The organism is Fulvimarina endophytica, assembly GCF_003403015.1.
GTDB classification, from domain to species: domain Bacteria; phylum Pseudomonadota; class Alphaproteobacteria; order Rhizobiales; family Rhizobiaceae; genus Fulvimarina; species Fulvimarina endophytica.
Window position 1 is genome coordinate 455145 of record NZ_QURL01000005.1, and the last position, 13037, is coordinate 468181.

Here is a 13037-nt window from a genome sequence, read left to right on the forward strand (position 1 = left end):
GCCTGCTCCATAGCCGGACCATGCCGCCGGAGCGATGCGAGACAGGACGCCCCATGACATCATCCGCACTCCAGACCGCCGTCACCGAGATCGCCGAGGAGATGGCCGCCCGCGAGGATCGCGGGGATGTCGCGAGCTATATCCCCGAGCTCGGGCGCATCGATCCGCGCCAGTTCGCGATCTCCGTCGTCACCCGCGACGGCGAGATCGCCTGCGGCGGCGATTGCGACACGGCGTTCTCGATCCAGAGCATCTCCAAGGTCTTCACCCTGACGCTCGCCCTCGGCATCGCCGGCGACCGGGTCTGGAACCGGGTGGGCCGCGAGCCTTCGGGCTCGCCCTTCAATTCGATCGTCCAGCTGGAACGGGAAAAGGGCATTCCGCGCAATCCCTTCATCAATGCCGGCGCCATCGCCGTGACGGATCTGGTGCTGGCCGGCCATCAGCCGCGCGAGGCGATCGGCGAGATTCTTCGCTTCATGCAGTTCCTCGCGGACGACGACGCGATCTTCATCGACCGGAACGTGGCGCTTTCGGAGAACGCGACAGGCTTCAACAACCGGGCGCTCGCCAATTTCATGAAGGGGTTCGGCGTTCTCGAAAACGAGGTCGAACACGTCCTCGGCGTCTACTTCCACCACTGCGCGATCGCCATGACCTGCCGACAGCTCGCCCTGGCCGGACGGTTCCTCGCCCATAACGGCGTGCGGCCGGAAACCGGCTACTCCGTCGTCACGCCCGAGCGCGCCCGCCGGATCAACGCCATCATGCTGACCTGCGGCCATTACGACGGATCGGGCGAATTCGCCTATCGGGTCGGCCTGCCGGGCAAGAGCGGAGTGGGTGGCGGGATCCTCGCCATCGTTCCGGGCAAGGCCTCGGTCTGCGTCTGGTCGCCGGGCCTCGACGTCACGGGCAATTCCCATCTCGGCCGCATCGCCCTCGAACTCCTGACGAGCCGCCTCGGCTGGACGGTCTTCGGCCCCGGCGCGGTCTGACCAACGGGAGAGCGTTGTCGACGATGGGCGAGGCGCGAGGGCCGAGCCCTCGCGTCAGCCGACCTCTTCCTTCGCGGCCTTCTCCTCCACCAGCCGCGCGGCCTGCGCCTGCGTCATCGGTGCCTGCTTGTCGTCGCCGGTGACGAGCCCCGCAGAGACGACGAGTTTCAGCGCCGCCTCGATGCTCATGGACAGGATCCGCACGTCCTCCTTCGGCACAAACATCAGGAAGCCGGACGTCGGATTGGGCGTCGGCGGCATGAACACCGCCAGCATTTCATCGCCCTGATCGGAGAGGACGCGGGCGATCTCGCCCTTGGCCGTCGTCGCGATCAGCACGATCGACCAGACCCCCTTGCGCGGATATTCCATCAGCCCGGCCGTCTTGAACGAAGAGGACCGGTCGGCGAGCACCGTCTCGAAGATCTGCTTCAGGGCGGTGTAGACCGTGCGGACCAGCGGCATGCGGCCGAGCAGGTTCTCGCCCCAGCCGAAGATCGTGCGGCCGATGAAATTCGCCGTGAGGAAGCCGATGATCGTGATGAGGATCAGCGCCACGAGCAGGCCGAAGCCGGGAATGGCGAAGGGCAGATAGGAATCGGGCAGGAACCGGGTCGGAATATACGGCTTCACCCAGCTGTCGGTCCACTGCATGAACGACCAGGTGATCCAGACCGTGATCGCGAGCGGCGCGCAGACGATGAAGCCCGTCAGGAAGTAATTGCGCAGACGCGCCATGAATGGATGCCCCGTTGCCGCCATGGATGCGCCGAAAGGGCGCGGGTGGCCGCCGGCCATCGGCACGGCGGGTCGACCATCACGCGCGAATGCGGATTTTGCAAGATGGCCCCTGCCGGGAGCCGCCAAATTCCGCCCGCCTGCCCCCCTGTACGTACGGAACGGTTCCTCGCCTCCGTCCATCGCGACACGATGCCCGAGAACGATCAGGCGGCTTCCTCGTTTCCCGATGAGGCCGAGGCTGGCGGACGATCTTAAGATCCCGCTCCCTGCCGCTCGGCCGGATGGCAATGGAGATTCCCATGGCGGAATGGACGATGGACGAACCGGTCGGCGAGACGCGGCTCGATAATTCTGTGCAGGGCCTTCTGGGCAAGCCGCTCGACAGGATCGAAGGCCGGTTGAAGGTTTCCGGAACCGCGGCCTACACACTCGACGAACCGGTCGAGGGCAGGCTCGCTCATGCCTATGCGATCTGCGCGCCGGTCGGCCATGGCCGGGTCGCGGGATTCGATGTCGAGGCGGCCCGCGAGATGCCGGGCGTCATCGACGTGATCGTCGAGGACGAGCGGATCGCTCGCGAGACCGGCGGCTTCTTCGACGGATGGATGATGCAGGGCAATGGCGTGATCGACCATTACGGCCAGTCCCTCGGCCTCGTCGTCGCCGAAACCTTCGAACAGGCGCGGGCGGCCGCCCATGCCGTCACCGTCAGAACCGAGGAGGCGGAAGGGCGCTACGACGCCGACAGGCTGGCGCACGAGGCGGAGCCGGTTCCCGCTGACGCCCGCCTGCCCGATGCGACCGTCGGCGATCTCGATGCCGGGATGGCGCAGGGCGTCCACAGTGTCGACGCGGTCTATTCGACGCCGTCGATGGTGCATGCCGCGATGGAGCCCCATGCCGCCATCGCGGAATGGAAAGGAAAAGACCTCGTCGTCCACACCTCGGCGCAGCTTCTCGAGATCGCGCGCCAGATGTTGGCGGACGCCCTGAAGATCGATGCCGACAGGGTCCGCGTGGTCTCGCGCTATGTGGGCGGCGGCTTCGGCGGAAAAGGCGGGATCGGCGTCGAGGGCGTTCTGGCGGCGATCGCCGCAGAGCGGACCGGTCGCCCGGTGAGGCTCGCGATGACGCGCCGCCAGCTCTTCCATATCGTCTACCGGCGCTCCGAGACGCGGCAGCGCCTGCGCCTTGCCTGCGACGCATCGGGACGCCTGACGGCGATCGGCCAGGATTCGATCGTCAGCCAGCGCCCCGAGCGTTCGAATTTCGAGCCCGTCGCGCTCGGCTCGCTCGCGCTTTATGCCGGGGCCAACCGGCGCTTCACCACGAAACTCCTGACCCTCGACCTGCCTGAAACCGGCCCGGTGCGCGCGCCGGGCGAGGCCGTCGGCATGCTGGGCCTCGAATGCGCCATGGACGAACTCGCCGAGAAGGCCGGTATCGATCCGGTGGAGTTTCGCCGGATCAACGAGCCGGACCGCGATCTGACGCGCGACCGGCCGTTCTCGGCCCGCGCCCTGATCGAATGTCTCGACGAAGGCGCGCGCCGTTTCGGCTGGGAGAAGCGTAAGGCCAAGCCCGCCTCGACGCGCGAGGGCGACTGGCTGATCGGCCATGGCGTCGCCTCGGCGATCCGCGTCAACCTTCTGGCAAAGGCGAGCGCGGCCCTCAGGATCGACCGGACCGGCGAAATCACCGTCGAGAGCAGCATGACCGATATCGGCACGGGCAGCTATACGATCCTCGCCCAGATCGCCGCCGAGAGTCTCGGCGTGCCGATGGACCGGGTCGCCGTGAAGCTCGGAGACACGGCCTATCCGAACGGCTTCGGTTCGGGCGGCTCCATGGGCGCGGCGAGCGCCGGCTCGGCCGTCGCGCTCGCGGCCGAGGATGCGGTGAAGGAGCTTGCCCGGCGCATGGGCGTTCCCGCAGCGGAGATGACCCTCAAGGACGGCTACGCGATCGCCGCCAATCGCCGCGTTGCGATCGCCGATCTCGTCTCGGACGAGCCGATCGAGGCGAGCGGTACGATCCAGCCCGGCACGATGAGCAAGACCTACGACCAGGCCGCCTATGGTGGCCATTTCGTCGAAGTGGCGGTGAACGCCGTCACCGGCGAGACCCGCGTGCGGCGCGTTACCAGCGTGTTCGCCGCCGGACGCATCCTCAACGCCAAGACCGCGCGCTCCCAGATGATCGGAGGCATCATCTGGGGCATCGGGAACGCGCTGATGGAAGACGCCGTGACCGATGCGCGGACCGGCCAGTTCGTGAACAACGATCTCGCCGAGTACCACGTGCCGGTGAATGCCGACATTCCCCATCTCGACGTGTCCTTCCTCGACGAGGAGGACGACAAGACGAACCCCCTGAAGATCAAGGGGATCGGGGAGCTCGGGATCAGCGGGGTCGGGGCGGCCGTGAACAACGCGGTCTACAACGCGACGGGGATACGGGTTCGCTCCTTTCCCGTCACGCTCGACAAGTTGATCGCCGGTCTGCCCGGCTGACATCCGCAAAAAACGCCCGCCGACGGAGGAACCGTCGGCGGGCGCGATCTGTCTCGGTATCGGACGAGCCGGATCAGATGGACGGAGCGCCCTTGCGCGGCTCCTTCGGCTCGTCCTCGTCGATCAGACCTTCGAAGAGTGCGGTCGAGAGATAGCGTTCGGCGAAGGACGGGATGATGACGACGATCGTCTTGCCGGCCATATCCTCGCGTTGGCCCACCTTGACGGCCGCTGAGAGCGCCGAACCGGACGAGATGCCGACCGGGACACCTTCGAGCCGGGCGACGAGCCGGGCCATCTCGAAGGACTCCTCGTTGGAGACCGTCACGATCTCGTCATAGACATTGGTGTCGAGGATCTTCGGCGCGAAACCTGCGCCGATCCCCTGCAGCTTGTGCGGCCCCGGCTGGCCTCCCGACAGGACGGGCGAGGCCTCGGGCTCGACGGCGACGACGCGGACATCGCTCTTGCGCTGCTTCAGCACCTGACCGACGCCCGTGATGGTGCCGCCCGTGCCGATACCAGCGACGAAGACGTCGACCTCGCCCTTGGTGTCGTTCCAGATCTCCTCGGCCGTCGTGACCCGGTGGATCTGCGGGTTCGCCGGATTCTCGAACTGCTGCGGGATGATCGCGTTCGGGATCTCGCTCACCAGCTCCTCGGCTCTCGCGATCGCGCCCTTCATGCCCTTCGCGCCCTCGGTGAGAACGAGCTGCGCGCCGAGCAGGCGCAACATCTTGCGCCGCTCCATCGACATGGTCTCGGGCATCGTGAGGATGAGATTGTAGCCCTTGGCGGCGGCCGCGAAGGCAAGGGCGATGCCGGTATTGCCGGAGGTGGGCTCGACGAGCGTCGTCTTGCCCGGCTCGATCTTCCCATCGGCTTCCAGCTTTTCCAGCATGGCGACGCCGATGCGATCCTTCACGCTCGAGATGGGATTGAAGAATTCGAGCTTGGCGAGGATATGGGCCTTCACGCCCTTTTCCTCGGCAAGCTTGTTCAGGCGGACCAGGGGCGTGTTGCCGATCGTATCGACGATCGAATCGTAGATGCGGCCTCGACCATGGGTGCGGGCTTCCGAATTCTGCGTCATATCGTCCATCTCGTGTCTCCTGCCTGTCTCGTTCGGCTCTTCCGATCGAGGGGCGATCGGGGCCATGGATGCATTCGCGGCGCGTTCCGCCCGAATATAGGACGCGATGCCGCGGAAGTTTAAGGGCAAACGCTCCAATCGAAGCCTGGGCGGGAGAAACTTCTCCTCCGACCGGTCGCGGCAAGAGGCTGGCATTCGATGGCACGGCTTTATCCGGCGTTAAGCGTCGAGGGCGCATGTTCAGCCAGTCTCACCTTGCGGAAGTCACTGGATGCCCGAGAGAACCTCGCCCGTTCGCATGGCGCTCGCGGAGAGTGCCGTCATTGCCGTGTCGGGTGCGATTCTGTCGGGTATCGTGGCGCTCGCGCTGTTCAGTGACATGCGGGGAACGGATCTCGTCCGAATCCTCGGATTGGCCGTGTTCGCGCCCCTGACGCTCGGAGCCGCCCACATGATTCACACCGCCTTCCGGGTGAGCATCGTGGACGGCGAACGCAACCAGTGGCAGTTGCGCGCGGTGACCGACAGGCTCACCGGTCTCGGCAACCGCCAGATGCTCCGCTCCGCCTGGAACAGCCTCAAGCGACCACGGCGCGGCTTCGTCCTCATGGTCGTCGATGCCGATCACTTCAAGCAGATCAACGACCGCTTCGGCCATCCGGTGGGCGACAGCGCCCTGAAGGCGATCGGCCACGCGCTCGCGACGTCCGTCGCCAAGACCGATACGGTGGCACGCCTCGGCGGCGAGGAATTCGCGGTTCTCGCCCGCTGTGCGGATGAAGACGAGGCGCTTCAAATGGCCGAGCGCACACGCGCCGCGGTTTCGAACCTCGCTTTGCATGCGAGGGGCGAGAGGCTTCCGATCGCCGTGAGCATCGGCGCCGTCTTCGCGGACAAGGCCATCCGGTTCGAACGCCTCTACGCGATCGCCGACGAGAACTGCTATCGCTCCAAGCATGCCGGCAGAAACAGGGTGACGATCAGCGCGGCGGCATCGGCCACCAAACCGCCCCTTCGCCCGCGGATCGTCGCCCAGGGCAGAGCCGCCGACGGGACGCTCCAGCGCGGTTGAGACAACCGGGACCCGCGTCCGAACCGGTCCTCGAACCCTGACGGCGACGAGCCCTGATCAGGAGACGCGGCGGGAGGGCGAGCTCAGACGCCGGTCGAGCCGAAACCGCCCTCGCCCCTTTCGCTCGTACCGATGCCTGCCGCCTCCACCATCCGCGCACGGGTGACCGGCGCGAGCACCATCTGCGCGATGCGATCGCCGCGCCGGATCGTGAAGGTCTCGGTGCCGAGATTGACGAGGATCACCATCACCTCCCCGCGATAGTCGCTGTCCACGGTGCCCGGCGTGTTGAGGACCGTGACGCCGTGAAGGACGGCGAGCCCCGAACGGGGACGGATCTGCAGCTCGTAGCCGTCCGGGATCTCGAAGGCGAAGCCCGTCGGCACGAGGGATCGCTCGCCGGGGCCGAGATGCCTGTCCTCGCCGAGCGCGGCCCTCAGATCCGCACCGGCAGCTCCGGCACTCTGATAGGCCGGAAGCGGAATGTCCGAGGCATGGGCGAGGCGCTTGACGCGAAGCTCGACGGTCATCGTGGGGCACCCTCGCCGATCTTCGCCGCGACCCATCGGGCCAGTCGTTCGGCGACCTTTTCCTTGCTCATGGTCGGCCATTCCTCGACGCCGTCGCGGGTGACGAGGTGGACCGTGTTCTCGCGGCCCCCCATCACGCCGCCGGCCGCAGACACGTCGTTGGCGAGAATTGCATCGGCGCCCTTTCTCTCGAGCTTGCGGGCGGCGTTCGCGAGGAGATCGTCGGTCTCGGCCGCAAATCCGACGACGAGCGGCGGCCGCTCGGGCGAATGTCCGATCGTCCTCAGGATGTCCGGATTCTCGGCGAATGCGATCACCGGCACCTCGCCGCTATCCCTCTTCTTGATCTTCGATCCGGCCTCCTCGGCGGCGTGCCAGTCGGCGACGGCGGCCACGAAGATCGCGGCATCGCAGGGAAGCGCTGCGCGCACGGCCTCGAGCATCTGTCGGGCCGTCTCCACGTGCACCGTGCGCAGGCCGGCGGGATCTGCAAGCGTCACCGGCCCCGAAACGAGCGTCACGTCGGCCCCGAGCCCGGCGAGTGCGGCAGCGATCGCATGGCCCTGACGCCCGGAGGAGCGATTGGCGATGTAGCGAACCGGGTCGATCGGCTCGTGAGTGGGGCCGGACGTGACGAGGATGCGTCTGCCGGCGAGCGGTTTCGACCCGGTACCGAAGCGGTCTTCCACGGCGGCGACGATCTCCAGCGGCTCGGCCATGCGGCCGAAACCCGCCTCCCCGCTCTCGGCCATCTCACCTGACGCCGGGCCGACGAACTCCACCCCGTCATCCTTCAGCGTCGCCAGATTGCGCCGGGTCGCCGGATGGTTCCACATGGCCGGGTTCATCGCCGGCGCCATCAGCACCGGGACGCGGGCGGCAAGCAGCACCGCCGTCGCTAGATCCCCGACGAGACCATGGGCAAGCTTCGCCATCAGATCGGCCGTCGCAGGCGCGACGAGGATCAGGTCGTGGGTTCGGGCGAGCCGGATATGGCCCACATCGTGCTCGTCGTCTCGGTCGAACAGATCGCCATAGACCCTGGAGGCCGAGAGCGCGCCGACCGAAAGCGGCGTGACGAACTCCCCGGCGGCGCGGGTCATGACGGGCGTGACCTCCGCACCGCGCTCGCGCAGGCGCCGGATGAGATCGAGCGACTTGTAAGCCGCAATTCCCCCTCCGACGATGAGGAGCACGCGTCGGTCCGAAAGGGTCGCGGTCATCTCGGCTTCCATGCGGGTTGAAGATCAGGGGACACGAGGTCGAAATCGCCTCGGGCCGGGCGCCGCGATCCTATCCCCGCGCCTCGGACCGATCAATCGGAAGACGCGGCGCTTCGGGGGCGGCTCGTGCGCCGACCGGGATATGGCCTGCGCAGTGGGGTTGGACGGCAGCGCCTATCGGACAAAGAAGCTGATCGCGATCGAAGCCAGCGAGATCGCGATCACCCACTGGGCGACGCGTCCGGACATGATCGATGCCCGCTTCTCGCTGGCGAGATCCTTCAGCGTATCGTCGTTGAGGCGGATGCCGTTCTCGATCAGATCGGGAAGCTGCACGGCCAGCACGCCGAGCCCGTCGGCGAAATTTGGAACCTTGCGCAGAAGCTTCAGCATGGCATCGACCCCCTCGCGCGCCTCGCGAAGCTTCGCGGCCGGGCCGAGTTCGTGGAGGATGTAGTCCGAGACGACGGGCTCCGCCGCCGCCCACATGTTGAACTTGGGGTCGAAGGTCCGGGCGACGCCTTCGACGACCACCATGGTCTTCTGCAGAAGGACCAGCTCCGGCCGCGCCTTCATCTCGAAAAGCTCCGTCACCTCGAAGAGGAGGGAGAGAAGATGGCCCATCGAGATGGTCTCGGCGGGCTGGCCGTAGATCGGCTCGCCGATCGCGCGCAGCGCCTGGGCGAAGCTCGCGACGTCCTGATGGCGGGGCACGTAGCCCGCCTCGAAATGCAGTTCGGCGACGCGCCTGTAGTCGCGCTGGATGAACCCGTAGAGGATCTCGGCGAGGAAGCGCTTGGAATCGTCCGAAAGCCGGCCGACAATGCCCATGTCGACCGCCACGACCGCCCCGTCCGGGGCGACGAACAGATTGCCCTGATGCATGTCGGCATGGAAGAACCCGTCGCGCATGGCATGGCGAAGGAAGGACTGCACCACCTTCACCGCCAGCGCCTTCGGATCGTGGCCGGCAGCGATGATGGCATTGACATTGCTCATCTTGATGCCGTCGATCCACTCCATGGTGACGACGTCGCGGCCGGTGCGCTCCCAATCGATCCGCGGCACACGGAAGCCCACATCGCCGGCCACGTTGTCGGCCATCTCGGACGCCGCCGCAGCTTCCAGCCGCAGGTCCATCTCGATGCGGGTGCTTTGGGCGAGGGTCTCGACCACGGCGACCGGGCGAAGCCGCCTCGCCGACGGCACGAACTTTTCGAGGAATTTCGCGATGAAGGCGAAGGCGTCGAGTTCACGGCGGAATTGCGCGCGCACGTCCGGCCGGATGACCTTGACGGCGGCGTACCGCTCGCGGCCCTCGATATCGCGGATGCGGGCCTTGTAGACCTGCGCGATCGAGGCTGCGCCCACGATCTCGCCCAGGTCCTCGAACAGTTCGTGGATGGGACGGCCGAGCGTGACCTCGATCTCCTCGACTGCCTTTTCGGTCGGGAATGGCGGAACGCTGTCCTGGAGACCGCCCAGTTCGGTGGCGAAATCGGCGCCGACGATATCGGGCCGCGTGGCGAGGAACTGGCCGAGCTTCACATAGGACGGCCCGAGCCGGTTGAGGGCGCGCGAAAGCCTGTCGGAGCGCTCGCGCCCTTCCGCGCTCCCGCGCTCGATCAGCCGCGCGAACCGGTATCCCAGAAGCGCCGCCGGTGGCAGCCCTTCGGCGGGCAGCGTGCCGACGACACCCTCGCGGGCAAGGACGAAGGCTGCGCGCACGAGAGCGAATGTGCCCCGGATCGGATTGGCCACGATGTCTCAGTCCTGCTTGGAGAAAAGGCGTCGCACGCGTTCGGTCACAGTTTCCAGCCGGAATGCAGCGCGGCGATGCCGCCCGTCAGGTTCCGGTAGCTGACCCGTTCGAAGCCCGCCTGCCGGATCAGCCCCGCGAAATTCTCCTGGTTCGGGAACCGCCGGATCGATTCCACCAGATACTCATAGGACTGGCGGTCGTTCGCGACCCGCTCGCCGATGGCCGGAATGCCGTGGAACGACCAGGTCTCGTAAAGCTTGTCGAGGCCGGGAACGTCCACCTCGGAAAATTCGAGGCACAGGAACCTGCCGCCGGGCTTCAGCACCCGGTATGCCTCGGCGAGCGCCCGGTCGATGCGAGGAACGTTCCGGATGCCGAAGGCGATGGTGTAGGCGTCGAAGCTCGCATCGGGGAGATCGAGTTCCTCGGCATTGGCCTCCACGAAGGTGAGATTGTCCGACAGATCGCGCTTGGCCGCCCTCTCGGCACCGACGCCGAGCATGGAGGCGTTGATGTCGAGGACGGTGCCGTGAGCGCGCCTGCGCGTGCGCTCCACGATGCGGAAGGCGACGTCGCCCGTGCCGCCGGCCACGTCGAGAAAGGTCCAGCCGGAGCGGTGCGGCGGGTTGAGCCAGGACACCATCTGGTCCTTCCAGACCCGGTGAAGACCCGCCGACATCAGATCGTTCATCAGGTCGTAGCGCTTGGCGACCCGATGAAACACGTCGTTGACGCGAGACTGCTTCTCCTCCCGGCCCGAGACGGTGGCATAGCCGTAGCTCGTCTCCATCGCATCGGCGTTCGTCGCACGGCTGTCGGACATGGTATCGAAACCTTGAGGAATTGATCGCATCGCATCCGATGACGATATCTTCTGGACAAATCAAAGAGGGCCGATCGACGCAAGGCCGTTTCCCTCCATACGCGGAACCTGTTTGGCGCCTCGATCGGCGCCATGCAAACCTGGACTTATACGCACATGCCGGAATTGCCAGAGGTGGAAACCGTAAGGCGCGGTCTCCAACCGGTTTTCGAGGGCGCCCGGATCGCCAGACTGCATCTTGCAAGGCCCGATCTGCGTTTTCCGTTCCCCGAGCGCTTCTCGGAGCGTCTCGAGGGCCGAGTGGTGACGAGCCTCTCGCGCCGTGCGAAATATCTCCTGGCGGAGATCGCGGACGGGCCGATCCTCGCAATGCATCTCGGAATGTCCGGCTCCTTCCGCATCGAGGCGAACGGAGCCGGCACCGTGCCCGGCAGCTTCGTTCATCCGCGTTCGGAGGCAAGGCTCCACGACCATGTGCGTTTCGAACTCGCACGGCCCGACGGCTCGGCTGCGGCCATCGTCTTCAACGATCCGCGTCGCTTCGGCTACATGTCCCTGATCGAGCCGGGGGACTTCGGCGCGCATCCCCATTTCCGCGATCTCGGCATCGAGCCGACGGGCAATGGTCTCAGCGGCGAGGCCCTCGCGCCGCTCTTCGCCGGCAAGGCCGTGCCGCTGAAGGCCGCGCTTCTCGACCAGAGGCTGATCGCGGGGCTCGGCAATATCTATGTCTGCGAGGCCTTGTGGCGCGCCAAGCTCTCCCCGCGCCGGGCCGCCGGGAGCCTCGTGCGCCGGAACGGGGCGCCGACCCCGAGGCTCTCGGTCCTTGCCGATCACATTCGCGAGACGATCGCCGATGCGATCCTCGCCGGCGGCTCGACCCTGCGCGATCACCGCCAGGCGACCGGCGAACTCGGCTACTTCCAGCATTCCTTCAACGTCTACGGCCGCGAAGGCCAGCCCTGCCGACGTGCCGAATGCGGCGGCACGGTCTCGCGGATCGTCCAGTCGGGCCGCTCCACCTTCTTCTGCGCATCCTGCCAGAGATGACGCCGGGTGCGCCTCCGGTCCTCGAGGAACCGAAATGCGCGGGCCCGTCTGTTGCATCGCCCCACACGGGCGCTTTCTATGGCGCAGGACTTTGAGAACCGGACGCGAAGGGGCGGACAGGAATGGCATATGAGACGATCAGATCGGAGATGCGCGGCCGCGTCGGCTTGATCACCTTCAACCGGCCGAAGGCCATGAATGCGCTCAGCCATCTGATGATGAAGGAGGTCTGCAAGGCGGCAGAGGACTTCGATGCGGACGGCCGGATCGGCGCGATCGTGCTGACGGGCTCGGACAAGGCGTTCGCCGCCGGCGCGGACGTGAAGGAAATGGCCGACTACGCCTATTCGGAGGCCTTTCTCGACGATGTCTGGTCCGGCTGGGAGCGGCTGACGCGGGTCAGGAAGCCCCTCATCGCCGCCGTCGGCGGCTATGCGCTGGGCGGCGGCTGCGAGGTGGCGCTGATGTGCGACATCCTGATCGCCGCCGAGAACGCCAAGTTCGGCCAGCCGGAGATCACGCTCGGCATCCTGCCCGGCATGGGCGGCACCCAGCGGCTCGCCCGCTCGATCGGCAAGGCGAAGACGATGGACCTCGTTCTCACCGGCCGGATGATGGATGCGAAGGAAGCCGAGAATTGCGGCATCGTCTCGCGCATCGTCGAGACGGCCAATCTCCTCGAGGAAGCCCTGAGGATCGCGGAAAAGGTCTCCGACTTTTCGCTTCCCGCCGTCCTCGCCGCCAAGGAAGCGGTCTCGGAGGCCTTCGAGACGCCGCTCGCGGCGGGCCTCAGGCACGAGCGCCGGCTCTTCCACGCGACCTTCGCGACCGACGACCAGAAGGAAGGCATGGCCGCCTTCGTCCAGAAGCGAAGCCCGCAGTTCAAGAACCACTGAACCGGCGATAACCGGCGCCGGATGTCGCGCGAGACGGCATCCGGCGCCGCGACCTGTCGATTGGACGCGGGCCTCGGGGCATCGGCACCGTCAGCTTCACCGTTGACAGCCCACCTGCCGCCGACGTACATCTCGGCCGCACTGTGGATGGGGCTGTAGCTCAGTTGGGAGAGCGCGTCGTTCGCAATGACGAGGTCAGCGGTTCGATCCCGCTCAGCTCCACCAGTGCCGAAGTCATCTCCCTGATTACGTAATCACGTCCGTCGTTCGGACGATCGCAGCGTCGTGCTCGCACCGGCGTCGCGGCCGAATGCTTTCGGCAGGGCTCGCCTCATC

11 protein-coding genes and 1 tRNA gene are annotated in these 13037 nt (G+C 66.6%); 6 read left to right on the forward strand and 6 right to left on the reverse strand.

Going from position 1 to position 13037, the window contains the following annotated elements; all coding sequences use genetic code 11:
- Window positions 1-53 precede the first annotated feature (53 nt).
- Window positions 54-998: a glutaminase gene (locus DYI37_RS14120; RefSeq protein WP_116683889.1), complete on the forward strand. Its 945-nt coding sequence runs from the start codon at window positions 54-56 to the stop codon at window positions 996-998.
- A gap of 54 nt (window positions 999-1052) precedes the next feature.
- Here the strand turns inward: DYI37_RS14120 and DYI37_RS14125 are convergent, their stop codons facing one another.
- On the reverse strand, window positions 1053-1736 hold the full coding sequence (locus DYI37_RS14125; protein ID WP_116683994.1) for a DUF502 domain-containing protein: 684 nt from the start codon (window positions 1734-1736) through the stop codon (window positions 1053-1055).
- Between the two features lie 302 nt (window positions 1737-2038).
- Between DYI37_RS14125 and DYI37_RS14130 the strand changes: the two genes are divergently transcribed.
- Window positions 2039-4252: a xanthine dehydrogenase family protein molybdopterin-binding subunit gene (locus DYI37_RS14130; protein ID WP_116683995.1), complete on the forward strand. Its 2214-nt coding sequence runs from the start codon at window positions 2039-2041 to the stop codon at window positions 4250-4252.
- A 73-nt stretch (window positions 4253-4325) separates the two neighbouring features.
- Here DYI37_RS14130 and cysK read toward each other — a convergent pair whose 3' ends face one another.
- Window positions 4326-5354, reverse strand: a complete 1029-nt coding sequence (cysK, locus tag DYI37_RS14135; protein WP_199520161.1) for a cysteine synthase A — start codon at window positions 5352-5354, stop codon at window positions 4326-4328.
- A 262-nt stretch (window positions 5355-5616) separates the two neighbouring features.
- Between cysK and DYI37_RS14140 the strand changes: the two genes are divergently transcribed.
- On the forward strand, window positions 5617-6417 hold the full coding sequence (locus tag DYI37_RS14140; protein ID WP_116683890.1) for a GGDEF domain-containing protein: 801 nt from the start codon (window positions 5617-5619) through the stop codon (window positions 6415-6417).
- Window positions 6418-6500: 83 nt separating this feature from the next.
- Here the strand turns inward: DYI37_RS14140 and dut are convergent, their stop codons facing one another.
- From dut to ubiE, 4 genes are all read right to left on the reverse strand, one after another.
- Window positions 6501-6947, reverse strand: a complete 447-nt coding sequence (gene dut / locus DYI37_RS14145) for a dUTP diphosphatase (RefSeq protein WP_425365046.1) — start codon at window positions 6945-6947, stop codon at window positions 6501-6503.
- Complete coding sequence (gene coaBC, locus DYI37_RS14150; RefSeq protein ID WP_116683997.1) at window positions 6944-8170, reverse strand: bifunctional phosphopantothenoylcysteine decarboxylase/phosphopantothenate--cysteine ligase CoaBC; 1227 nt, start codon at window positions 8168-8170, stop codon at window positions 6944-6946. The genes dut and coaBC overlap by 4 nt, the downstream gene beginning before the upstream one ends.
- A 174-nt stretch (window positions 8171-8344) precedes the next feature.
- Entirely contained in the window at window positions 8345-9931 is a 1587-nt protein-coding gene (gene ubiB, locus DYI37_RS14155) for a 2-polyprenylphenol 6-hydroxylase (protein ID WP_116683892.1), read from the reverse strand.
- Window positions 9932-9975: 44 nt separating this feature from the next.
- Window positions 9976-10755, reverse strand: coding sequence for a bifunctional demethylmenaquinone methyltransferase/2-methoxy-6-polyprenyl-1,4-benzoquinol methylase UbiE (ubiE, locus tag DYI37_RS14160; RefSeq protein ID WP_116683893.1), 780 nt, complete (start codon window positions 10753-10755; stop codon window positions 9976-9978).
- Between the two features lie 156 nt (window positions 10756-10911).
- Here ubiE and mutM point away from each other — a divergent pair, with 156 nt between their 5' ends.
- From mutM to DYI37_RS14175, 3 genes are all read left to right on the forward strand, one after another.
- Window positions 10912-11805, forward strand: a complete 894-nt coding sequence (gene mutM / locus DYI37_RS14165; RefSeq protein ID WP_116683894.1) for a bifunctional DNA-formamidopyrimidine glycosylase/DNA-(apurinic or apyrimidinic site) lyase — start codon at window positions 10912-10914, stop codon at window positions 11803-11805.
- A gap of 122 nt (window positions 11806-11927) precedes the next feature.
- A complete protein-coding gene (locus DYI37_RS14170) occupies window positions 11928-12701 on the forward strand; it encodes an enoyl-CoA hydratase (RefSeq protein WP_116683895.1) in 774 nt (257 codons plus the stop codon).
- Window positions 12702-12850: 149 nt separating this feature from the next.
- Window positions 12851-12926, forward strand: a tRNA-Ala gene (locus DYI37_RS14175).
- Window positions 12927-13037 lie beyond the last annotated feature (111 nt).

Excerpts from the sequence above, each read along its gene's own strand:
- DYI37_RS14120 (WP_116683889.1), top strand. The coding sequence starts at position 54 with ATGACATCATCCGCACTCCAGACCGCCGTCACCGAGATCGCCGAGGAG.
- coaBC (WP_116683997.1), bottom strand. The coding sequence starts at position 8,170 with ATGACCGCGACCCTTTCGGACCGACGCGTGCTCCTCATCGTCGGAGGG.
- ubiE (WP_116683893.1), bottom strand. The coding sequence starts at position 10,755 with ATGTCCGACAGCCGTGCGACGAACGCCGATGCGATGGAGACGAGCTAC.
- DYI37_RS14140 (WP_116683890.1), top strand. The coding sequence starts at position 5,617 with ATGCCCGAGAGAACCTCGCCCGTTCGCATGGCGCTCGCGGAGAGTGCC.
- DYI37_RS14130 (WP_116683995.1), top strand. The coding sequence starts at position 2,039 with ATGGCGGAATGGACGATGGACGAACCGGTCGGCGAGACGCGGCTCGAT.
- mutM (WP_116683894.1), top strand. The coding sequence starts at position 10,912 with ATGCCGGAATTGCCAGAGGTGGAAACCGTAAGGCGCGGTCTCCAACCG.
- DYI37_RS14125 (WP_116683994.1), bottom strand. The coding sequence starts at position 1,736 with ATGGCGCGTCTGCGCAATTACTTCCTGACGGGCTTCATCGTCTGCGCG.
- DYI37_RS14170 (WP_116683895.1), top strand. The coding sequence starts at position 11,928 with ATGGCATATGAGACGATCAGATCGGAGATGCGCGGCCGCGTCGGCTTG.
- dut (WP_425365046.1), bottom strand. The coding sequence starts at position 6,947 with ATGACCGTCGAGCTTCGCGTCAAGCGCCTCGCCCATGCCTCGGACATT.
- cysK (WP_199520161.1), bottom strand. The coding sequence starts at position 5,354 with ATGGACGATATGACGCAGAATTCGGAAGCCCGCACCCATGGTCGAGGC.